At 70.1% G+C, this 20,613-nt stretch carries 19 protein-coding genes and 4 pseudogenes; 13 read left to right on the top strand and 10 right to left on the bottom strand.

Features of this window, described 5'->3' with window-relative positions:
- Nucleotides 1–4 precede the first annotated feature (4 nt).
- Nucleotides 5–295, bottom strand: coding sequence for a TetR/AcrR family transcriptional regulator C-terminal domain-containing protein (locus tag ACFZBD_RS01410; protein WP_391135854.1), 291 nt, complete (start codon nt 293–295; stop codon nt 5–7).
- Nucleotides 292–1,134, bottom strand: a complete 843-nt coding sequence (locus tag ACFZBD_RS01405; protein ID WP_391133433.1) for a LysR family transcriptional regulator — start codon at nt 1,132–1,134, stop codon at nt 292–294. Before ACFZBD_RS01405 ends, ACFZBD_RS01410 begins: the two co-directional genes overlap by 4 nt.
- Nucleotides 1,135–1,206: 72 nt before the next feature.
- On the opposite strand from ACFZBD_RS01405, the gene ACFZBD_RS01400 reads away from it, so the two are divergent.
- The 3 genes from ACFZBD_RS01400 (at nt 1,207) to ACFZBD_RS01390 (ending at nt 4,136) form a co-directional block, all read left to right on the top strand.
- The gene (locus ACFZBD_RS01400; RefSeq protein WP_391133430.1) at nt 1,207–2,415 is read left to right on the top strand and encodes an MFS transporter; all 1,209 of its coding nucleotides are present in this window, start codon (nt 1,207–1,209) and stop codon (nt 2,413–2,415) included.
- Nucleotides 2,416–2,697: 282 nt separating this feature from the next.
- On the top strand, nt 2,698–2,922 hold the full coding sequence (locus ACFZBD_RS01395; protein ID WP_391133427.1) for a hypothetical protein: 225 nt from the start codon (nt 2,698–2,700) through the stop codon (nt 2,920–2,922).
- 533 nt (nt 2,923–3,455) lie between these two features.
- On the top strand, nt 3,456–4,136 hold the full coding sequence (locus tag ACFZBD_RS01390; RefSeq protein WP_391133425.1) for a hypothetical protein: 681 nt from the start codon (nt 3,456–3,458) through the stop codon (nt 4,134–4,136).
- Between the two features lie 40 nt (nt 4,137–4,176).
- Here the strand turns inward: ACFZBD_RS01390 and ACFZBD_RS01385 are convergent, their stop codons facing one another.
- Together ACFZBD_RS01385 and ACFZBD_RS01380 are read right to left on the bottom strand one after the other, a co-directional pair.
- Nucleotides 4,177–4,746: a maleylpyruvate isomerase N-terminal domain-containing protein gene (locus ACFZBD_RS01385; RefSeq protein ID WP_391133422.1), complete on the bottom strand. Its 570-nt coding sequence runs from the start codon at nt 4,744–4,746 to the stop codon at nt 4,177–4,179.
- Between the two features lie 102 nt (nt 4,747–4,848).
- Nucleotides 4,849–5,541, bottom strand: coding sequence for a hypothetical protein (locus tag ACFZBD_RS01380; protein WP_391133419.1), 693 nt, complete (start codon nt 5,539–5,541; stop codon nt 4,849–4,851).
- A gap of 445 nt (nt 5,542–5,986) precedes the next feature.
- Here ACFZBD_RS01380 and ACFZBD_RS01375 point away from each other — a divergent pair, with 445 nt between their 5' ends.
- Nucleotides 5,987–6,961 (top strand): hypothetical protein, encoded by a 975-nt coding sequence (locus tag ACFZBD_RS01375; RefSeq protein ID WP_391133416.1) that lies wholly within the window; start codon nt 5,987–5,989, stop codon nt 6,959–6,961.
- A gap of 337 nt (nt 6,962–7,298) precedes the next feature.
- On the opposite strand, the gene ACFZBD_RS01370 is transcribed toward ACFZBD_RS01375, so the two are convergent.
- Both ACFZBD_RS01370 and ACFZBD_RS01365 read right to left on the bottom strand, forming a co-directional pair.
- Nucleotides 7,299–8,093: a hypothetical protein gene (locus tag ACFZBD_RS01370; RefSeq protein WP_391133413.1), complete on the bottom strand. Its 795-nt coding sequence runs from the start codon at nt 8,091–8,093 to the stop codon at nt 7,299–7,301.
- 138 nt (nt 8,094–8,231) lie between these two features.
- Nucleotides 8,232–8,513 (bottom strand): annotated as a pseudogene (locus ACFZBD_RS01365) (transposase); the annotation flags it as partial.
- A gap of 344 nt (nt 8,514–8,857) precedes the next feature.
- Here ACFZBD_RS01365 and ACFZBD_RS01360 point away from each other — a divergent pair.
- Entirely contained in the window at nt 8,858–10,963 is a 2,106-nt protein-coding gene (locus ACFZBD_RS01360; protein WP_391133411.1) for a hypothetical protein, read from the top strand.
- 67 nt (nt 10,964–11,030) lie between these two features.
- Here ACFZBD_RS01360 and ACFZBD_RS01355 read toward each other — a convergent pair whose 3' ends face one another.
- Nucleotides 11,031–11,999, bottom strand: coding sequence for an SMI1/KNR4 family protein (locus ACFZBD_RS01355; protein WP_391133408.1), 969 nt, complete (start codon nt 11,997–11,999; stop codon nt 11,031–11,033).
- A 298-nt stretch (nt 12,000–12,297) separates the two neighbouring features.
- Between ACFZBD_RS01355 and ACFZBD_RS01350 the strand changes: the two genes are divergently transcribed.
- Complete coding sequence (locus ACFZBD_RS01350; protein WP_391133405.1) at nt 12,298–12,795, top strand: hypothetical protein; 498 nt, start codon at nt 12,298–12,300, stop codon at nt 12,793–12,795.
- A gap of 1,248 nt (nt 12,796–14,043) precedes the next feature.
- Nucleotides 14,044–14,205: pseudogene (locus ACFZBD_RS01345) on the top strand (dienelactone hydrolase family protein); the annotation flags it as partial.
- Nucleotides 14,206–14,325: 120 nt separating this feature from the next.
- Here the strand turns inward: ACFZBD_RS01345 and ACFZBD_RS01340 are convergent.
- Nucleotides 14,326–14,637: a hypothetical protein gene (locus ACFZBD_RS01340; RefSeq protein ID WP_391133402.1), complete on the bottom strand. Its 312-nt coding sequence runs from the start codon at nt 14,635–14,637 to the stop codon at nt 14,326–14,328.
- A gap of 379 nt (nt 14,638–15,016) precedes the next feature.
- Between ACFZBD_RS01340 and ACFZBD_RS01335 the strand changes: the two genes are divergently transcribed.
- From ACFZBD_RS01335 to ACFZBD_RS01325, 3 genes are all read left to right on the top strand, one after another.
- Nucleotides 15,017–15,340 (top strand): hypothetical protein, encoded by a 324-nt coding sequence (locus ACFZBD_RS01335; RefSeq protein ID WP_391133399.1) that lies wholly within the window; start codon nt 15,017–15,019, stop codon nt 15,338–15,340.
- A gap of 81 nt (nt 15,341–15,421) precedes the next feature.
- The gene (locus ACFZBD_RS01330; RefSeq protein WP_391133395.1) at nt 15,422–15,778 is read left to right on the top strand and encodes a hypothetical protein; all 357 of its coding nucleotides are present in this window, start codon (nt 15,422–15,424) and stop codon (nt 15,776–15,778) included.
- Nucleotides 15,779–15,877: 99 nt separating this feature from the next.
- Nucleotides 15,878–16,354 carry a hypothetical protein gene (locus tag ACFZBD_RS01325; RefSeq protein WP_391133392.1) on the top strand — a complete coding sequence of 159 codons (477 nt, stop codon included), beginning with the start codon at nt 15,878–15,880 and terminating at the stop codon, nt 16,352–16,354.
- A gap of 131 nt (nt 16,355–16,485) precedes the next feature.
- Here ACFZBD_RS01325 and ACFZBD_RS01320 read toward each other — a convergent pair.
- Nucleotides 16,486–16,611, bottom strand: a pseudogene (locus ACFZBD_RS01320) (TIGR02679 domain-containing protein); the annotation flags it as partial.
- A gap of 652 nt (nt 16,612–17,263) precedes the next feature.
- Complete coding sequence (locus ACFZBD_RS01315) at nt 17,264–17,848, bottom strand: TMEM165/GDT1 family protein (RefSeq protein WP_391133389.1); 585 nt, start codon at nt 17,846–17,848, stop codon at nt 17,264–17,266.
- Nucleotides 17,849–18,167: 319 nt separating this feature from the next.
- Between ACFZBD_RS01315 and ACFZBD_RS01310 the strand changes: the two are divergent.
- The 3 genes and pseudogenes from ACFZBD_RS01310 to ACFZBD_RS01300 form a co-directional block, all read left to right on the top strand.
- A pseudogene (locus tag ACFZBD_RS01310) lies at nt 18,168–18,287 on the top strand (TetR/AcrR family transcriptional regulator); the annotation flags it as partial.
- Nucleotides 18,288–19,061, top strand: coding sequence for a WHG domain-containing protein (locus ACFZBD_RS01305; protein ID WP_391135851.1), 774 nt, complete (start codon nt 18,288–18,290; stop codon nt 19,059–19,061).
- Nucleotides 19,058–20,542: an MFS transporter gene (locus ACFZBD_RS01300; protein ID WP_391133387.1), complete on the top strand. Its 1,485-nt coding sequence runs from the start codon at nt 19,058–19,060 to the stop codon at nt 20,540–20,542. The genes ACFZBD_RS01305 and ACFZBD_RS01300 overlap by 4 nt, the downstream gene beginning before the upstream one ends.
- Nucleotides 20,543–20,613: the final 71 nt, after the last annotated feature.

Here is a 20,613-nt window from a genome sequence, read left to right as displayed (position 1 = left end):
AGCATCATCCCCGGCCGGATTCAGCAAGCGGCCGGGATTGCCGATGCCGCCGGTAGCAATCCAACGCAGCCGCGTCCGGGCTTGGCAGGCCGGAGCGGTGGGGGCGCGGTAGACAAGGATGGCGAGTCCCGGAGCGTGCAAGGCGGGAACCATACGTGCGGCAGACTGCGGAACTGATCGAAGGCATTGCCTTGTTCACCGCGATCCACAGCAGTAGCCCGCAGAAGTGGTTCGCGGCCAGGAGCGCGTCGTCGATGCGGAGCAGCCCCTCAGCCGGGGCGGTCGTGGAAGTCAGATGGTGTGTCGTAGCGCGGCTTCGACGGCATTGATCAGTGGATCTCCTGCGGTTCGTGGGTGGCGTGCCAGGCCGAGCTCGACGTCCGGCAGGCTGGGCAGGGCGGCCGTGTCGTGGCATGCCATGGCCCGTTCAAGATTGGTGGGCATGAGGGCCGCGACGCCGAGTCCTGCCCGGATGGCGGCGAGTACGCCGACCAGGCTGTTGCTTTCGAACGCCACCCGCCAGGGCCGGCCGGCGCGTTCCAGTGATTCCAGTACGGACGTGCGCCAGAAGCACGGGTGGGAGAACAGCACCACCGGCAGCGGATCGGCAGCGACGTCCACACCGGGGCCGATCGCCCAGACCAGCGGACGGCGTACGGTCCAGCGCGGTGGTCCGGGGAGGGCCGGCACCTCATCGAGCACGAGCTGGACGCGGTCGTTGTCGAAGGCCTCCCTTATGGCGGCTTCGGACATGCTGAGCACCTCCAGGGTGGCACCGGGGTGCAGCCGGGCGAGGTCGGCCAGGGCTTGTGGCAGGTGGGACGCAGCGAGGTCTTCGAGGAGCCCTACGCCGCAACGACCGGTGAGCGGGCCGCCGGTCGCGGTGAGTGCCTGCGCGGAGAGCGACAGGATGCGTTCGGCGTACGGCAGGAGCTCCTCGCCCGCCCGGGTCAGCGAAACGCCGGAGGGGGACCGGTGAAGCAACGGGCCACCGACGGCCCTCTCGAGCTTGCGTATCTGCTGGCTGAGTGCGGGCTGGGAATGTCCCACCATGGTTGCGGCGCGACTGATGCTGCCCGCCTGCACGACCGTGACGAAGGCCCGCAGCAGGGCGGTCTCAAGATCTCTGGCCATAACAAATCATGATGTCCGGCAGAGCAAATGAACCTCTACCTATGGAGCGGTGGAGAATCTAGCGTCGCGCAGGTGATCCGCTACCGAGAGATTCTCGCCGTGCCAGGAATGGCAGTGCTGTTAGGCGTCTCCTTCGTCGCCCGTACCGCGATCACGGCGGCCGTGATGGCACTCACGATGTATGTCGTGCTGGGCCTGCACATGAGCTTTACGGCGGCCGGTGGTGTATCGGCGGCCCTGACCATCGGGCTGGCGCTGAGCGGACCGCTGCTCGGTCGCCTGATCGACCGACGGGGTCTGCGCAGGGTGCTGGGGGTAACCGTTGTCGTGCAGGCCGTGGTCTGGCTGAGCGTGCCGCTCCTGCCGTACGCAGCCCTGCTGGGTGCCGCGTTCGTTTCGGGGGTGCTGATGGTGCCGGCCCAGCCGGTTGCCAGACAGGCGATCGCCGCGGCCACGACGCCGGCTCAGCGCCGGGCTGCGTTCGCGCTGGAGTCGGTGCAGGGCGAGCTATCGTACCTGGTGGGCCCGGCGGTCGTGATCTTGTGCGCCACGACGGTGGCCCCCGGCGTTGTGGCGTGGGGTTTGGGGGCCTTGCTCGTGGTCGGCGGCACAGGGATGACTCTGCTCAACCCGCCGCTGAGGGCGGAGGACGAGGTTGAGGCCGATCGGCCCCCGCGACGGGAGTGGCTGGGCGTCGGCATGGTTGCCGTGCTGACGATGGCGTTCGGCACGACGACGCTGCTCAGCGGCGTCGACATCGCCATCATTGCCACGCTCGAAGAAGCAGGACAGGCCCCCTGGGCCGCCCTGGTCGTTGCCGTGCTGGGCGTGAGCTCCGTAACCGGCGGTCTCGTCTACGGTGCGCTGCCGCGGCCTCTGCCCACCTGGTTCCTGCTCGGCTTGCTCGGACTCGTCACGATCCCCGTCGGGCTCGCGCGCGAATGGCCGTGGTTGTGTGCGGCGGTCCTCGGCACAGGGCTTCTTGCCGCGCCAGCCCTTTCCGCGCTGGCCGACGCGGTGACGCGACTGGCGCCGGCCGGCGTGCGAGGTGAGGCGACAGGTCTGCAATCCTCCGCTCAGAGTGCGGGTTTCGCACTCGGGTCCCCGGTAGCCGGGGTGGCCGTCGACATGTCCGTTCCGGCGAGCGGCTTCGCCGCGGCCGGGCTGGCCGGCCTTGCCACTGCGCTGACCGGATACCTGCTGTCCCGCCGCCGGCCGTCGCCGCGGACACCCGTTGCCATCCGCCGCGAGCCGACGAGCACCACAGATGCCGGGCTGTGATCACTGAGCCCAGCGCGTAACGCCCGCGGCCGTGCCACGACTTGCGTGACCTTGCTTCGCCCTACACGGACCATCCTGACTTCCCAGCCCGGGCGTGAGGCAGCGCAGCTGACAGGCAGAGCGCCCGACGAGCCGGAGCCGAGCCGCGCTTGCTGAAGATTATTTACGGGACAGCCCTTGGGTGACGCTCACGAGTTTGACGTCACCGGGCTCCTTTGAGGATGGTTCAGTAGGCTGCGCTGGCCAGGACTACAAGCGCCGAACCCGAACAGACCCGAAGCTATGCGATCGCTTCCGGTCCGCCGATCTAACGGCTCTTCCGGGACGTCATCGCCAAGGGACAACGGCCCTCGGGGGCTCGCCGACATCGTCCTGCGCGAGGCGGAGAGCCGACTGTCCGAGACGATCGAGGGCACCATGCGCTGCGCCCAGAACCGCGCCCGCCTGGGCCTCCCCCTCTACGAACGCCTCGGCCGCCTGGAGGCCGCGCTCGCGCAGGCCATGTGAAACCGCCCGCGCCGACTCACCTCCGCCTGTGCGGAGAGCAGACGCTCACGACCACTCAGATCCCGCTCGGCACGGATGCACCTCCGCTTGCCCGGAGAGTGCTCTTCCCGATGAGGTTCTCTCTTCGTCTCGGGAGGAACGCCGGGACGTCTGCCTCCGCGAGCTTGGTCATGGCGGAGCCTACGGGAGATCACCCGCAGGGGTACGCCTGGGGTGCAGTGCCCGGGGGCGGGCAGGCAGCGACGACTTCCAGTTCGTGAGCGCTGTCATCGGCGTTGCCGTACTGCAGGACCAACCCTCGGGCCGGAGCCCGGCCGGGCGGAGCCAGTGCGCTGCCGGGGCGGTCGTCGAGGGCGTCGATGCTGTCGTCCGTGGTGCTGCGCCGGTTCGCCGGTGTGGTGTAGGGGCGGGCTGGGGGGTTGTCGGGCGGAGTCAGCGGCAGAAGGGGCTCGCACGGGTGTCCGTTTGCCGCGCACTTGATCACCGCTCTATAGTCGCCGCGGTTCAAGGTCGTTTACGGGGGAGTCACACACATGCGCACTGCCACATCACTGCTCGGAGCGGCCGTAGCGGTCGCCGCTGTACTCACGCTTACCGCCTGCGGGGGCGGCGCGGACCCGGCCGTCGTTGGCGGCAGTGGCGCCGTCACCGGAACGAACGACGTCACCGATGGCGGCCCTAACGAGGGGACGTTGGACAACCCGGCGAAGAACGGTGGGGTCAACGGGGGTGCTCCAAAGGACGGCACCGCGTTCCAGAATCTGCCGAAGGCCGCGACGATGGCGGCCGCGGCCCGCTTCGTCAACAGCTTCACCGAATGCGTCGAGATCACGACGACGGAGAACGGCTACGAGTACTGGGAGCTGGACTCCCAGTACGGCGAGGAGACCTACTCGGTCATCGAGCGCGGTAGCTGCGACAGCGGCGACACCCGCATCTTCATGATCAAGGACATGAAGGTCTTCCAGGCGGCGCACAAGGCCGACGTCGACCGCCAGATCAAGGCCGGAGAGGGCGGCCGGGACGGCGGCCCGGTCATCGGTCAGGACTTCAGCGTCGGGTCCACCCAGTCCACGGCGATGGCCGCCCTCCTGCAGCCGCAAGCCGGTCTGCTGATGCTCAACTGCCACCCGGACTTCAAGGCTCCGAGCGGATTCCGCACGGAGCCTGCCCTGGTGGATGGCTGTGTCCTCACGGACTACTACAAGGACTGAGGGACTGGCGGACCCGGGAACGGGGTTCGCTGCTCCATTCTCAGTCGGATCGTGCGGCTTCCCACCTCCATGAGGTGGGGCGGGGGAGGCCGTCGAGCTCTCCGCGACCGGTGCACCACAGGAGTACACGAGCGGGGTCTCCGGGCGGGGCGGCGGGGAAGAGCCGGCCGAGTACCGCTTCGCTCAGCGGTGCGGGTGGCAGCCAGCTCACGGACAGTCCCTGCGCGATGTCGTGGGTGTGCAGCAGAGTTTCGGCGACGCCCATCGCCGCGAACCCCTCGGGGTCGCACGGACCCCAGTGCCAGGCACGCACGGCCGGGCCGGCTGTGGCCAGGGCGCTGCTGAGCAGTCCGCCGCAAGCAGTGACGATCTGGAGCACTTCGGCCGGCGAGGCAGTGGGGCGCACGGTCAGGTCGACGGGAAGGTAGGCGTCGGCAGGCCGTGCTGCCAGCTGCGCTGCGTAGGCCAGCAGGTCGTGGCCGATGTGGGCTGCTGTCTGCCAGCAGGTCCATTCGAGAGGCCCCGCCGGAACCGTCCAGTCCTCGGCGGTATGAGAGCCAAGCACCCGCAGCATCTCTGCCACGGCGGCGTCGACGTCCTGATGATCCACGCAGAGCTCCTCACGGTCCGTGTGGGGGGACTGGGCCGGGGCCGGTCGATCCTTCACGCCACCGGGTCCGGCTGCCCGCCCCAGCAGCCTCCGCCGGGCCCCTCACCTGAGGGTGAGGGACGCCGGTGTGACCAGGTGGCTGTGAGCATGCCGGGCCCGGCGCCGTATCTCCGCGGCGTCCGCCAGGAGTTGGCGGGCCCGGGAGGAGACCTCCATGCGGGAGGTGAGATCCGTACGGCCCTCGGCGAGCAGCTTCAGCGCCGTGGTGGTCTCACGGTGGGCGCGGTGCAGCGAATGCGCCTCGACGCCGGCCCGGGCGAGCGCGGCAAGGTCGTCGGCCCCCGCGTCGAGAGCCGCTCCGGCGGCCGTGAGGGGACCAAGGGTCTCGGTCCTGAACCGGCCGAAGGTCTCCAGCATCGTCTCCAGGGCCTCGTCCACCCCCCGCGTCTTCTCGATCAGTTCGTCGAAGGCATCCCTCCACTCCAGAAACAGCCCGGCCGCCTGTCGCAGGTCAGCCGGCTCGGTGAACCTGGACAAGGGAGTCCACTGGTCGAGCGCCTCGAAATAGGACACGAAATAGCCGTCGAGAGTCCTGTCGAATCTCTGCGCCCACTGGAGCGGGTTGGCGACCATGTCCTGGTTGAGGCCGAACCGAGCCTCCACGAGTTCTCCCAGCAAGGCCCTCATCCGGTCGTACCGCCTGCTGATCACCTCGATCTCGTAGAACGCCGCCGTCACCTCACGCAGCGCACTCTCCGACCGTGCCCGTTCCGCCAGGGCCTCTTCGGCTGCCACCCGCTCGGCTTGTCGTCGTCCCCACCACACAGCGCCCCCCTCGGTCAGTCACACGCGTTTGGATCATGCCACGCGGAGCCGCCGAGCGGCCGGGCTGTCTCGACAAGGGCAGCGGCGGCTACGTCTAGGAGTCGATCAACAGGTGGGTGTACGACGGCGCCATGGGCGCACGACGGGCCGACCGGATCAGGGCGCGGTGCGCGTGCGGCCGCGCGGGCAGAGCGCGTACCCGGTGGCCCTGAGGGGCCGTCGACTACGGCCGGCCGCACCACGGGCCGCTCTCGGCACGCTCCTGGTGACCGCTGCAGCCTGAGCACGCCGAACAGGAACGCATGATCGTTTGGTCTGTTCGTGTGCAACCCTTCCGCTCGTCGGCTCGTCCAACTGTTCGTTACTGACCGGAAAAAGCGAGGAAACCGTACGCGTGACGCGTCGATGGGAACGAATGACAGCGGCGGTGGGGGCGGCGGCTCTGCTGCTGACCTGCCTGACCGCCGCGGCACAGGCGGCGCCGGCGGCGAACCCGGTGGACGCCAAAATTTACGCCCACCTCGACAGGGCGATCGTCACGCCCGGCATGAAGGTCGGTCTCGTGGTCAGTGCCGACACCGAGGGAAGGGGAGCCATATTGGACCCGGGCCTGACGCTCACCCTGCCCGAGGGCGTCACGTTTGACGGCCACATCGACGACGAACGAGGAAGCTGCGTCCCGGAAGCTGGGGGCCGGACCCTCACCTGCACGGCGGTGAACCGCGGCCCGGTGGATCTGGTCTGGGTTCATCTCCGTGTCGCGTTCGCCGCGGGCCTGGCGCCGGGTACGAAGCTGGAGTTCACGGCCGCTGCGCACCTCGGCGGCGCCACCGACCCATGGCCGGACAACAACACCACGACGGTGAAGGCCACCGTGCAGACTCCCGCGGATCTCGAACTGACGTGGACCGGGCCGTCCGGGCCGGTGCCCGCCGGCGAGTCCGTGCCGACCACGCTGGTCGTCACGAACCACGGTCCCGGCACCGCCACCGGCTTCTTTCCGTTCCAGGTCAGCGTGCGCGGGGAAAATGCCCACCCCAGTGGGTACGAGAAAATCTGCTGGGCCGATCCCGCCTCAATGATCTGTGACGCGTCGGGCGTCCTGCAGCCGGGCGAGAGCCGGTCGTTTCCCTTCGTCTGGGACCTCCCGAAGACGACCCCGGGGACGTCCCGGACCGTGGGGGCTTCGCTGCGAACCCAGGACGTGCTCGACCTGAATCCGGCGAACGACGCGGCCGACCTCACTCTGAAGTTCGGCTCGGAGCCGGGGTCGAAGCCCACCAAGCTGACTCCGACCGCCTCCGCCACGATCGCGGGCGCGGTCCTGGCGCTGATCTTGGCCGGTGCCACGTTCGTGGCCGTCCGCCGACGCAACCGGCACCGGGCCTGAGCAGGGTCCCGTCGATCGGCCTGGAGGTCAGGCCGGTCCACGTCCCCGCGTCGGCAACCCGTCGTGGGCGCCGCCCCTCTCGCACCGCCACGAGAACGCCGTCTTTGCCAGGCACGCGGCGGGTTGGGCACGCGCTGAGCGGCCCGAGGTATCCAGGAGCCGGCTCCTCTGCTCACGTGGGCTGATGCGTCGCTGTCAGGGCAGAAGACACCGCGCCGGTCACGTGAGGCAAGGGGCCTGAGGCGCCAGGAGGGCATGAACCCGGTCTGCCCCGAGCACCTCACAGCCTCCGCAGCGCCGACGCCTTCTCCCGCGCGCGGCCAGGAGTCCGTAACCCTCAGTCGATCAGAAACGGAGTCAGGGCCAGGGCGATACCGCCGGCCAGCGGCGGCAGTGAACCGAGGATCCAGGCCCCGGCCCGGAGCTGGTGGTTGGGTCCTGATATCTCGGCGGTCAACCCGTGGGGGGCCTCGGGGTCGTAGGAGACGCGGGCTACCGGACCGCTGTACTTGCCCCGCGTACTGAGCTCGACGCCGTCGACGTCGGTGAACTTGTACCAGGCCGCCCCGTCCGTGGTCCTGAAGTCCAACGTGGCGGGCACGGTGACCCCGCGCCGCTTGAGTGCAAAGTGGATCAGCGTCCTTTGGGCCCCGACAATCAAGAGGCCCGCTCCGAAGGCGATCGGGACGGTCGCGGCGAGGGGAGCGACCACCTTGGTCCCCAGAGTGACGCCTACCCAGATCACGTAGGCGACGTAGACGGCGAGGAGGGCGATCAGGATCACCGGCCGCGGCCGGTACTTCGGGTGGCGTTCCGGCTCTTCCGGCTCCTCCGGTAGCGCCAGCGGAGTGACCGTGACCCGGGCGCTACCGGCGGGGTCTCGCTCTTCGGGGAGTGCGGCGGTCAGGGTGGAGACGAAGGTGGTGGCGGCCGTCGGGTTGCCGGCGTCCACACGGTGCACAGCACCGTCGCTGAGCACGATCTCGACGCGGCGTCCGCCGTCGGTACGGGCCGCCTGGACCACCGCGAGGGGAATCTCCGTTCGGCTGCGTCTGTCGACCAGCCGCAGGCCACTGTCATCGAGCACGGTCTCGGCACCGTCGCCGCCGATCAGTATCTGCGAAGAGACCATCGCCTTCTCCCACCCCTGTCGATACGCCACGGTCCGGTCGCCGCCGCGTCGGCGGAAACCTACCGGAAGGTGCAACGGGCCCCGCCACCACGGCCGATCTCGCCGGATCACCCCTCCGCGTCGGCTGCCGAGGCGTTAACGGTTCGAGGTCTGGTCGGCGAGCTGCGGGAGCACGGCCCGGATGCCGCGCCGACGGAGATGACTGTGGATCGCCCGAGACGAATAGGCCTTGTCGGCCAGGACCAACTCCGGGGTGATTCTGGGGCGGCCGATCGGCCGGGGCACCCGTAGGGCCATGACGTGGGCGGACGCGGGTACGTCACCAGCCCGGCCGGGCGTGAGGACGACGGCGAGCGGACGGCATCTGCTGTCCGCGGCGAGGTGGATCTTGGTGGTCTGTCCGCCGCGGGACCGTCCAAGGGCATGGTCGTCCGGCTCGCCGACCGGGGCCCCTTTTGACGGGCCCCGGCGGCGTGCTGATGAGCCCGGACAGCGGGTGGAGTCGTCCGCGACGACCAAGCCGGCTCCCGGCCTCAGCCTCGTACGCGCGGGGGCGACAGCCGGGGAGTCCGCTTCGTGGACGGCAAGTGTGAGGTATTCCGCGTTTGGCTCGGGTGAGTCCTGGTGCGTCCACGTCAAAAGCAGAGTGGTAGATCACCCCAGTAGTAACTCCTTTTACACAGCGCCCCCTCCTGCCTACGGTCTGCGACTGCGCGCGCCATTCGCACGCATGTCTTATTCCCTAGGAGAGGAAACGGCAGCTCGTGTCGTTACACAGCTCCATAGCAAGGCGCTTCCTGCGCCCCGGGATCGTTCTGGTCGCCGGGCTGATGACGGCCACCGCCGTACCGTCCGCCGTCGCGGCCGGCGGAACACCGGGCCCGTCGAGCGCACCGCCCAAGGTCCACGGGGCGGAGCCGCAGTTCTCGGTCATGGCCGGGTCGCGACCGGTGTCGGGCCGATCGCCGTCCGCCGGACCGAGGTTCACCAAGTCCGGGGACACCTGGCGGGTCGTCGCCCCCGAGGTCGTCCTGCGCAACACCGTCACCGACGCCGACGGTGAGAAGTCGACGCTGACATTCGAGGTGTACACGGCCAAGGCGGACGGCACGCCCGGAACGAAGGTCAAGCTGACCGACGCCAACCCCTACGGGGTGCTGGTCTCCCCGTATGTGACGTCCGGCAGCACGGCGTCGGTCAAGGTCGACTACGGCAGGCTGAAGCCGCGCACCACCTATCTGATGCACACCAACGCCTACGACGGCAGCCTCTATGAGACGACGTGGTCCCCGTGGGCGAAATTCCGCATCGAGCCCTACGTGACCTTCCCTACGGCGCAGTCCACGTCGGGTATCGACTCGACCGCGCAGACCACCGCCGAGTTCACCCGCTCTGACCCGGACGGGTCCGCCACCGCGACGTCGTCCACTGCCACGGCGCAGTCGTCGCCGACGCTGGCGGACTTCGACCGAAAAGACTGCTCCAAGCAGGACAAGGCCGACCGCCTGGTGTGCTTCCGCATGGTCAAGCGGGACAAGGCCAAGTCGGTGCAGCCCCCGCCGAAGCCCGGCAAGACCCGAGAGACCAAGCAGACGTTCACCGCGAAATCGGCTGCGTCGGCGGGGATCCTCTCGACGCCGGGCGGTAACGACGCGGTCGACCTGGTCGACTGGTGCACCAATGCCGCCGAGGGCCTCGACTACATGAACCGCACCGAGGCCTGCCTGAAGACCCTCGGCGAAGGTGAGCTGTGGTTCTTCGACGCCGATCCGAAAAAGCCGGCCATCGGACGCGGCACGTTCCTGTTCGAGCAGCGGATGAAGACCTACCGCAACAAGACTGAATCCGGCAGTGACTTCGCCGAGTTCGACCAGCAGCTCGTGATCGCGCCCACTTACATCGACCCCGCGCTGGAAGGCGTCACGATGCGGTGGGACATCGACTCGTCATGCTCGGCGTGCGACGTGGCGCCGATCCAGTGGACCGACGACGGCGCCAACCCGGTCGACGGCGCGTCCTGGGACTACGACCCGGCACAGGACTACCGCAGCATGTGGGGCACCGTGGTGACCCGCTGGCTCGGCACCGGTAAGGAACAGATCGATCTGGACTGGTCGATCACCGCGACCGTCGACGCCAGTGACTCGGTCGACGCGACGGCGGACTTCGGCACCAGCGGAGTCGCCTCCCTCCGAGAGCTCGCGCCGCGTTGCGATGACATCACCCGAGGAGCGGTCACCCCGGGTTGCGTACTGCCCTTCTTCAAGCCGACGTTCGCCGTCGACACCAACCTGTACCCGGCGGCCGGTGCCTACTACTGGCTGATGCAGGAACGGATGCCCGACCACGCCGGCTCCAAGAGGTGGGACAGCCTGGTGCACTACCTGGGCCCGGACACCACCGTGAAGAACCCCTCCACGGGGGCGGCCTGGTCGTCCGACGACAGCCGCAAGGTCGTCTGCCCCAGTACGTGGACCAAGCATCCCGCCGACAGCGTCGTGGGCACCACCGACTGCGACGAGTACGCGCCGGCGTCCACACACGAAAGCGGCGGATTCCCAGGCGGGGTCAACCAGGTCACCAGCGGCAACCAGTGCGCCCAGCTCTACACCGACTGGGTTTTCAACGGCGTCGGTGACGGGTCGACGTCATTCGGTCTGCTCGCGGACACCCGCGTCGCCACCAACGGCCCGACCGGATCAGAGCGGTGCGGACGTGCGGCGATCGACTCGTCGCAGAACCAGGGCGCCTTCCACAAGCTCCAGCCCAGCCTCTGGCGGCTGACCGATGGGGACGGGTTCTTCATCGACACCCCAGGGTTCAACCACTGCTCCGGCGTGGCAATCACCTGCACCTGGCGCAAGGTGTGAACCGCCGCTGACAGGTGACAGCACGAAGGGGCGGACAGGCAGCTGCCTGTCCGCCCCTGCTCTCGTGTCAGCCCGGGAACGGCCGCCACAATTCGGCCTCGTCTGCAGCGAGCGGCGGACCCCACACCAGACGGTCACCGATCAGGCCGGGCTGGTAGCCGACAGCCAGCTGTGGGTGCTCCAGCGTGTCGGCGATCTCCTCCAGCACCTCTGTGAGCGACTTGTCCCAAACGGTCCGCACAGCCGTGTCGTCCCACTGGCCGACCTCGCTCGTCTCGGCGTCGACGAACAGACCCGCACTGACGTCGGTCACCGACCACGAGGCGAACGGGATCCAGGACGGCTTCCACAGCCAGCCCTCGCCCTCATGCTCCCGCTGCCACCGTGACTGACGCACGTACACCCGGCGCACGGAATCCAGCGGCATCAGCGCCCACCCGTGATCCGGAACCCACCCCGCGCCCTGCACGTCCCGGTCCCCCGCACACAGCGCCCACAGCGCCCGCAGCTCCACCGGTACAGGCACCCACAGCTCCCGCTCCAGAGCATCCACGTCCCGCCTGGCCGCGCCGGGCAGCAGCGCAGCATGCGTGGCCGGCGCGTTCACCTCAAGCCAGGTGGCGATGCGCTGCCAGGTATCGGTCACCTGTCGTGCTGCGGGCTGCCTCAGGCGCCGGTCAGGGGCGGAGGGATGCACGTCGTCGGACCCAGCGGCCAGATGGCTGAGGATGGCGTGCGCGTCGTACTCGCGCATCGCCGAGTAGACAAGCTGGTCGGCCTCGCGGACGACGGCGAGGACGCTTTCGGTCGCATGAGTCCCGGGCCGGTCGGCTGCGGCGCGCGTGGCCCCGGCCGCGCGAACATATACGGCGGACGCGGCTTCGAGCGCGGCGGAACGGTTGACGTCCTGCTCCTGGGTGGCGTGCTCGCTTGCGAGGCCGCCGAGGTAGTCCAGCAGCGCGGTGACGCCGGGCGCGGTGATGCCGGTGGCCTGGGAGACGCTGCGGCCTATGTCGTCGGGCAGTTCGAGCGGCATGGCGGGGAGGCCCTTCCGATGCTGAGGCGATGGTTGCTAGACGTACGCCCCGAACGTTACTGCCGACAGTGAAACGTACGTCGCCCGTCGAAGGCCCACTTGTCGGCTTCCACGTCCTGACCGAACGCGAGGAGACGGCCAAGGCCGGCTGACCGCCGCAGGCTCCCCCGATCCAGCCTCCGCCCTCAGGGCGGAGCTGGATCGAAGTTGCCCGGCTCCCACCCACCCCATGCTGAGCCCTCCGGTATGTTCTTCCGGATCCGCCCCGGCGGTTCACACGTGTATGTGAGGGGGAGACGTGCCAGGTGAGCGGCTTGACGCGGAGTGGGTTCGGTCCTGGTGGAAGCAGGTCGATGCGGCGCTGACGAAGCTGATGCAGTCCTTCCTCCCGACGCACGGCTTCCCACCCGGTCACAACTCCGTGATGCTCGCAACTGACGACAGCCACCGGGCGACGGACGCACTTGTGGACCTGACGCCGATCCCCTCCGACCTGACCACGCTCTACTGGGTGATCAGCGAGGCTTCCCTGCCCGATGTCGACAGCGGATACTTCATCCACTCACCCGCGACGGCGGCGGAGCACTTCCGCGAGTACGGCCCCGCTCCGATCGACGGCGAATCGATCGCACTGGTCTTCGCCAGCGATGGCGGCGGCTATCTGTTCGCGATCGGAGACAGCGGACAAGTCTGGAAGTCCACCACGGCTTCCTGGTTCGACGACTTCGAGGTTGCCGCGGCCAGCTTGCAGGGGTTCCTCGCACAGCTCGGCCGACGGATCGCGAACCAGCTCTGATCACGGCCGAGACGCAAACCAGCACACAGGAAGGTTTAACGAGCCCCATCACCACTGGGTGACGTCATCTCTGGTGAACATCTGGAGCACTCAAGATCGCCAACTGCTGCCCAAAGTGCTGACCAATCGCCGCTATTCACGTGAACGAAGCCAACCGCTCCACGCTCGTGCATCGGATCGCGACGGCTGCGCTCGGCGCCGGCTTCGTCGGTTATGTGCTCCACGAGCACCCGGCCGTGCGTGAGACCGCAGCCGCACCCGGCGCCATCGCTGTTGTGGTCGTCATGGTGCTGGCAGGCGGGCGATTAGCGACACCTTGGAGTCACCGCCGATCGACCACGTCCTGGCCGTGCTGCGCGGCGAGACCGAGAACCAGATCGGGCCCGACAGCGTGCTGGACGCACTCCGGCTCACCCTCGACATCGACCAGCGGGTCAACAATCCGCGCTGGGCGCCCTATCCCGCCGCGGGCTCCGTAGCTGGTCGGCCCCGGCTGAACTCAGGAAGTCTGGCCATGAGCAGCGTGCCCTCGCCCACGCTGAGATCGTCATCACCGATGCCCGAAAGCCATGCCCGAGGCGTTCGCGACCCCCTGCGCACTCTCGCTGCCGACGCCGAGGGCTCCAGCAACGCCAACGCCAACGCGACGCCGTCGCCGGGCTGGAGGGCTGTCACCCACCGTCCTCCGGTTCTCGTGGCGTTGCCTCGCTCGGGTCGGCCATGCGGACCCTGGAAGCGGCGGCCGGCGAGGCCGCCTCAGCCTGATTCCCAGGCGCCCTCGTCGCGTGTCTGTCCGTGAGGAGGCTCGTTGCGCAGAGCGAAGCGGGCCCGCACGCTCGCCCTCGGTGAGATCGCCCCCCGAGGCGACGAACGGGCCCTGCCGGCGGGAAGCCGGCAGGGCCCGTTCGCTGTCTCAGACCATCCCGAGGTCCCTCAGCAAGCCGCGGGGTCGGCGGGGAGTGTGGCCCGGCGGCTCCGCCCCGGCGACGCAGCAGGGCTCTGCCGCCCGCGGCATCGTGCCGTTCGCGTAGCGTTGGTGGCAGCCTGCGCCGAGATGGCGTGCGCGGGTGGGGCCCGGCGCAAGATGCGTTCTGAGGGCAGTACCGTCGGGTCGCCACCCACCCCGTGCCTCAGCGACTCAGCCCGCGGCCGCCCAGTCGAGTACGAGGAATGCTGGGACCTGGCCTGCACCGCAGGGAAGATCGCCGCTCTGTTGCGAAGCGGGGTGGGCCACCGCCTGAAGCGACATTGCGGGCCGCAGGCGTCGACTGGCGCCTCGTGGTCTACGGCGGCGCCCTGTACGCCTTCCACCACCCGCCGGTCGACCACACCGTGATCCCCGGCGTCGGCTATCACCCCCGGCACGCCCGCCGGGCATGGCGCGACATCGTCGCCCTGCTCGCCGAGTGACTCCCCCTGACGGAGTGACCCGCAGCGACCCCGGGCATCCCGGCCACCGACCTCATGGCGCCCAAGGCCTCCGTCTGCCCGGCCGGGGCACGCGCAGCCCCCCGACGGACACCCGCGCGCTCAGAGACTGCCGGCCCAGCCGAACACCGCGTTGTAGGCGCGCTGGAACGCGTGTGGGCCCCGGTCGCCGTCGGCGTGGACCCAGACCAGGGCGAGGCAGAACCAGAGCAGGAAGACGCCCGAGACGACACCGAGCGCGACGAACTCACCGAACCAGACCAGGGCCGCCGCGGCCACCGCCACGATGATCAGACCGGCATGAGCGGCCCTGAGATCAAGAGATGCCGACCTGCGCCTGTCCGCCCGTTCGGCCCGCTCGGCGGCGAGTCTGCGATCCCGCACGTCCTGAGGCTCGTTCTCGTCGAAATACATCCATCCTCCGTACCAACCCACGACAGCACCGCGCACGCCACCCGTCCCCGCACACGAAGACCCACCCCGAGCCGTCCGAGTTGCCCGCCACCCCCGTCCGACCCCCGAGCACATGCGGCTCCGCGAGCAGGACCGGTACGGGCCAGCCACGGCTCAAGGAGCTGCGCCGACCGCCGGCCGCGCCCGCCCGGACAAGGCGGCTGTCAGCAACGCCCCGGGCCCGGCACCGCCACGCACTGGACGAAGGAACCCGGCTCCTCGCACCTTTGCACGGCGCACAGCCCACCGAGACTGTGGCCGATCGGGTCCGCTGCCTACTCCGGCCTGGACCACAGCCACAGGCCATCCCTTAGTCTGATCAGCGCACTGAAGAGGGATTATGAACGGAAACTCGCTGTTCCATGCTGCGGGGCTGGCCGTCAGCACGCTGATTCTGATGCCGCTGCCGCTGCTCGTCCTGACGGGGCGTTCCCCCGGCTGGTCGCGAAGCCGGCTCGCGGACCCGCGGTGGCTCGCCCTGGCCTTGACCGGCTTCTGGCTGCTTGTCCTGTTCAACGCGCTCCCGCGGATCCTGGGGGCCGGCAGCGGTGTCGTCACGGCCTGCGCCGTACTGGGGGTACTCCTCGGACTCGGCGGCATCATGTGCTTCTTCAGGGCGGCGCGGGCGGCCGCTCGTGCCGCCCGCGCCGGCCGACGACGCTAAGCCGATTCCGTCGCTCGTTCCCGTCGGTCTGCGGCCGGGGGTTTCGCGCGGCCTATCCGTCTGACGATATGTTTGTCGCTCATGGGGTTGAGCGGCGGGCCGGGCGCGGCCGGCGTGAACCAGGACTTCTCCTCGACGCCCGCGCAGAAGACAGCCGCGGCCAACGCGATCGAGACCGAACTCCAGCCGAATACACGGAAGGCTTCGGGCCACGCGGATGAGGCCACGAACTCTCTGCGGAAAGGCTTCGGAGGCTGGGAGACGGCCGCCGGGACGAAGACGGTTGCCGAGACTTGGGAAAAGCAGGTGAAGAACCTGATGGCCCGTCTGGAAAGTGAGAGGAACGCGCTGCGCGGGGCCTCAGGACTCATCGCACGAAACGACACCGGGCTGGGAAATGACTTGCGCGCTTCGACGTCAAAGCTGAACGGACTCTGAGGAGCTGCGATGCTGACGTATCACGAAGTCATGACCACCGACCTGGGGCTCCTGACGACGGCCGCCGCCTAGTGGAATTCGATGGCGGGGGAGTTCAAGATGGTCGAGACCCGATACGGCGAGACCGTCCAGAAGATCACGATGGGCCCGAACTGGTCGGGCGTCAGTGCCGGGACCGCGCAGACTAATTTCACGGGCACCCGCTTCGAGTACTCGGCCGCCCAGACCCAGGCCAAAGCCATCGCGAGCCTGCTGAGGGACGCGCACGAGAAGTTCACCGATCTCAAAAAGAAACTGCAGAGCGCGCGCCGACGCGATAGCCGCCGGAATGACCGTCTCGGAACAGGGACACGTCGCCATCGACTCCTCCAAGCTCACCGAGGGTGTGACGCCTACCACCGCGACCCGGACCACCAGACCTCGGCCCGAAAGGCCGTCAGCACCTGGCAGCAGCACATCGAAGACTGGGTGAAGGCCGTCTCGGAGACCGACGAGCACGTGAAGACGGCCCTGAGCGCCGCCGTCGTGTCGATGTCTGTGAGTGTGGCGGGGGCAGGACGAGGAGGCACCGGGTAGGTAGTTGCCAGCGGTCGGGTGGACGCCGAGGCTGAGCAGGCCTCCGCCCAGGCGGTCGAGGTCGACGGCGAGGATGCCCCATGCCGTGCGGGGCGGCATTCCAGCGGAGTGAGCCTGGCCGCTGCCGTCTCGGCCAGGACCAGTCCGGCTAGATCGGTGCCCGCATCCAGGCCCTGCGGGTCGCCGGCTGCCTTGAAGGCCAGAACCCGGCGGTCGATGCGTCCCCGCGGGGGCAGCAGCCTCAGCACCTCGGCTGTGGTACGGAGTAGCTATCCGGACCCGTGCCACGCGGCCGGTGTGGTGCAATTCGTCCCATGTACGAGGGCCGCAGCCGCGCATCGCCGGGCAGGGCGGCTGTCAGGCGTGCCGCGGGTCTCGCAGCCGGGCGGTGCGGGCGATCTGGCGGGCCCGGTTGGCTGCCGTGGAGCCGAGCGCGCGCCGGCGGCGTGGGCGGCGACCTTTTCCACGCGAGGCCGGCCCCGTGCTGGCGCAGACGGAGGGTCAGTTCCTCCATCCGAATCCTTCGCCGTTCTCCGGGGGCCAGGATCCGGGAGCCGAGCAGCCCGAGGACGGCTGCACGCTGCCCCGTGGTGGCGGGAGCGGTGATCACGGTGGTGCCGCCTGTCAGGGACGGATCGCCGCTCCTGTCCACCCGGGCGGCGAGCTGCTCCCACAGCCAGCGTGCTTCTGGGGTGAGCAGGGAGTGGAGCCGGGCGCCGTCGCAGGCCCCGCCGGAAACGGCAAAAGCCCTATTGGAATCGCAGGTCAGGAAAAGTGCTCTCTGGCCAGGTGGAGGCGGGCGGGCGTGCCCGGTCCGGGGAGGCCCCCGGCCCGGGCATGCGCCCCGCGTCGCCTGCGTCCTGCGCCGCCTACGGCTCGTGTCGTCTGCGCCTCGTGTCGTTTTTCAGGTCAGCCGACGAAGATCTCCGTCAGGGACCAGATCGCGAGCGCCGCCATGCACAGGCCGCCGATGCGCTGCACGGTCTTGAGGGGCACGCGCTTGGCGATGAAGCGGCCGGCGACCAGCGCGAGGGCCGAGACGCTCATCAGGGCGGCGGCGGAGCCGATCGCCGTGGACCAGGTGCCGTCGGTCGCGGCCAGGTTGGCCGTCGTGATCTGGGTCAGGTCGCCCCATTCGCTGATGAAGACGGCCATGAACGCAGTGGAGTAGACGGGCCAGAAACCGGTAACGGTCCTGCCGCCGGCCTCGTCCTCGTCGTCGTCGCCCCCGCCACGCAGCAACATGAAGGCGCCGAAGGCGAACAGCAGGGCCGAGATCAGTTTGACGATCCAGTCGGGCAGCAGGCCGATGAGGCTGCCCGCGCCGACGGCGATCGCGACGTGCACGAGGAACGCGGTCGAGGTGCCGAACCAGACGTACAGCGGACGCATGCGCGTGCCCATGGCGAGGGACGCGAACATCGTCTTGTCGGGAAGCTCGGCGAGGAAGATCAGCCCGAAGGCGGTGAGGATCGCCAAGGGGTCGAGGTGCATACCGGGGCTCTCTGCTCGGTCCGGGCCCGGGATCCGCACGGCACCACGGCGGGCGACGGGAAGAACCACTCGGCCCGGCACGTCGGACCACGCCCGCGGGGTGCGGGCATGGTGAATGCCTGGCCGAAGGTCTCGCCCGTCCGCGCTCTCGCGCGGACCCGGTCACCGGGAACCCGGGGGTTCCAGTGTGTCGACGACCGGTTCTCGGGGCTACTCCCCTTCGCTGTCCCCGAGTCTAACGGACGCCCTGTTCGATCTTGGCGGGCGCTCCTTGTCGGGGTGGTAGACACTGTCTACGCAGCTTTGGTAGACAGTGTCTATGACTCAAGATCGAGAAGCCGAGGGGCTGCGTCGCCGACTCGTCGACGCGGGTGTCGAGCTGGTCGACGGGGAAGGGGCGCAAGCCCTGTCCCTCCGGGAGATCGCCCGGCGCGCCGGGGTGTCCCACGGCGCGCCCCGCCGCTACTTCCCCACCCACCTCGACCTGCTCTCGGCCATCGCCCGCGAGGGCTTCGCCGAGCTGGCCGCCCGCGTCGCGGACACGGTCGGCACGGGGCCCGGGGGCGCGGTCGGTACGAGGGGCGGGGACGGGGCGCTGCCTGGCGGCGCGGGCGGTGCAGTGCCCGGCGGTGCGGAGGACCATCCGCGCGCGCGGCTGTACGCCCTCGCCGAGGCCTACCTCGACTTCGCGCTGTCGCGCCGAGGGATGTACGAGCTGATGTTCCGCCACGACCTGCTGGAGAGCGGGCGGCTCGGGCTGCGGGAGACGAGCCTTCCGCTCTTCGAGCTGCTGACGCGTCTCGTGGCGCACGCAAGGGGCGACGCCACCCACGACGGCACCACAACCGGTGCCGATACGGGCACCGACGTGGCCGCGGACCGCCCCGACCACCCCGGCGGCGCCGCAACCGTTGCTGATACGGGCACCGCCGTGGCCACCGACCGCCCCGACCGCCCCGACGGCGCCGCAACCGTTGCTGATACGGGCACCGCCGCCACCGGCCGCCCCGACCACCCCGGCCGCCCCGACGGCGCCGTCCCCGCCCTCGCCCCGCCGGCCGTCGTCGCCGGGGCGCTGTGGGCCGGCCTCCACGGGATCGCCCAGCTGTGGGGGTGGGGCAGCCTCCAGCTCGCCACCGGTGCGGACGAGGTGGCGCCGCTGCTGCGGGCCGCCGTCGACGCGCACCTCGGGCCCGCGGGACGCGCGCGGTGACGGCCCGCCGCCATGTCGCCCTCGCCTGCAGCGTCCTCGGCGCGGCCGTCGTCGCCCTCGACGGCACCGTGCTCACCATCGCCCAGCCCGCGCTCCAGCACGATCTGCGCGCGGACGTCGACCAGGTGCAGTGGACCAGTACGGGATACCTCATCGCCGTCGCGAGCCTCCTCGTCTTCGCCGGACGGCTCGGCGACCGCTACGGTCACCGGCGGCTCTTCGCCCTCGGCACCCTCGGCTTCGCCGTCACCTCGGCCTGCGTCGCGTACGCGCCCGGCATCGGCTGGGTGACGGGACTGCGCGTCGCGCAGGGCGTCTGCGGCGCGCTGCTGCAACCTGCCACCCTCGGCATGCTCCGCGCCGCCTTCCCGGCGGACCGACTGGCGATGCCGATCGCCCTGCGCACCAGCGCCATCGGCCTCGCGGCGGCGGCCGGGCCCCTCGTCGGGGGCGCGCTGGTGAGCGCGTACGGCTGGCGCTCCGTCTTCCTCCTCACCGCCGTCCCGGCCCTGGCCGTCGGAGTGCTCGCCGTCGCCGTCCCCCTGCCGGACGTGTCCAAGGCGCTCCGTTCCTCGCGCCCGCCCCGGGACCTGGACCTGCCCGGCGCCTGTCTCCTCGCGATCGCCCTCGCCTGCCTGGTCCATGCGCTGGTCGCCGTCGCCGAGCCCGGCCGCCCTTCCCGGACGATCCCGCTCGCGCTCGCCGCGGCGCTCGTGGCCGGTGCGGCGCTCGTCCGGCGCGAGCGCCGCACCCCGCGCCCCCTCCTGCCGCCCGACGTCCTCCGCTCGGCGCCCGTCCTCGCCGGGCTCGGCGCTCTCCTCGCTGCCTCGGCGGCCCTCTTCGGGACGCTGTTCGTGACGACGTACTTCCTCCAGGACACCCTCGGCCTCGACCCGCTGGAGAGCGCCCTGTGGGTCCTGCCGCTCGCGGTGACGATGGTCCTCGGTGCGCCGGTCGCCGCGCTGCTCACGCGTCGCTTCGGCGCCCGCCGTACGACCGTCTCCGGCGCGGGCCTGCTCACCCTCGGCGTGCTGCTGCTCTCCCGGCTCGGCGACGAGGCGACGGCCCTGGCGGCCGGCGGCTGCTTCGCCCTGGTCGGCGCCGGTTTCAGTACGGTCATGGTCACCGCCACCGCTGTGCTCGTGCACCGGGCGGACGTGGCCGACGCCGGGGTCGCCGGCGGACTGCAGCAGACGGCCATGAACGTCGGCCCGGCCTTCGGCGTCGCCGCCGCGACCCTCCTGATGACCGTCACCCCGGCCGGGGCACCGACCGGCGGGTCGACCACCGGCCTCCTGGCCCTGGCCGCCCTCGCCGCCCTCGGCGCCGCGGCGGCCCTCGGACTCCCGGGCAGGGCACCGTCCCCGGCCCCCGACGAGCAGCCGGCCCCGACAGCGATCACACCACCGCACCCAGCGCCTCCGACAGAGGCGGCACAGCCGCACCCGGCGCCCCCGCCCCCGACCGTGCACCGCCCCTGAACAGGGGCTGCCCCCGCCCGGGCGGCCCCGGCCGCTTGATCACTTCGTGATCCGTCGGGGGACAACCTTTC

Source organism: Streptomyces sp. NPDC008121 (genome assembly GCF_042957155.1).
GTDB lineage: Bacteria > Actinomycetota > Actinomycetes > Streptomycetales > Streptomycetaceae > Streptomyces.
The sequence above is the reverse complement of the archived record's forward strand: the minus strand, read 5'-3'. Positions and strand labels throughout refer to the sequence as shown.

Excerpts from the sequence above, each read along its gene's own strand:
- ACFZBD_RS01335 (WP_391133399.1), top strand. The coding sequence starts at position 15,017 with ATGAACGGAAACTCGCTGTTCCATGCTGCGGGGCTGGCCGTCAGCACG.
- ACFZBD_RS01325 (WP_391133392.1), top strand. The coding sequence starts at position 15,878 with ATGGTCGAGACCCGATACGGCGAGACCGTCCAGAAGATCACGATGGGC.
- ACFZBD_RS01315 (WP_391133389.1), bottom strand. The coding sequence starts at position 17,848 with ATGCACCTCGACCCCTTGGCGATCCTCACCGCCTTCGGGCTGATCTTC.
- ACFZBD_RS01355 (WP_391133408.1), bottom strand. The coding sequence starts at position 11,999 with ATGCCGCTCGAACTGCCCGACGACATAGGCCGCAGCGTCTCCCAGGCC.
- ACFZBD_RS01375 (WP_391133416.1), top strand. The coding sequence starts at position 5,987 with ATGACAGCGGCGGTGGGGGCGGCGGCTCTGCTGCTGACCTGCCTGACC.
- ACFZBD_RS01405 (WP_391133433.1), bottom strand. The coding sequence starts at position 1,134 with ATGGCCAGAGATCTTGAGACCGCCCTGCTGCGGGCCTTCGTCACGGTC.
- ACFZBD_RS01370 (WP_391133413.1), bottom strand. The coding sequence starts at position 8,093 with ATGGTCTCTTCGCAGATACTGATCGGCGGCGACGGTGCCGAGACCGTG.
- ACFZBD_RS01395 (WP_391133427.1), top strand. The coding sequence starts at position 2,698 with ATGCGATCGCTTCCGGTCCGCCGATCTAACGGCTCTTCCGGGACGTCA.
- ACFZBD_RS01390 (WP_391133425.1), top strand. The coding sequence starts at position 3,456 with ATGCGCACTGCCACATCACTGCTCGGAGCGGCCGTAGCGGTCGCCGCT.
- ACFZBD_RS01330 (WP_391133395.1), top strand. The coding sequence starts at position 15,422 with ATGGGGTTGAGCGGCGGGCCGGGCGCGGCCGGCGTGAACCAGGACTTC.
- ACFZBD_RS01340 (WP_391133402.1), bottom strand. The coding sequence starts at position 14,637 with ATGTATTTCGACGAGAACGAGCCTCAGGACGTGCGGGATCGCAGACTC.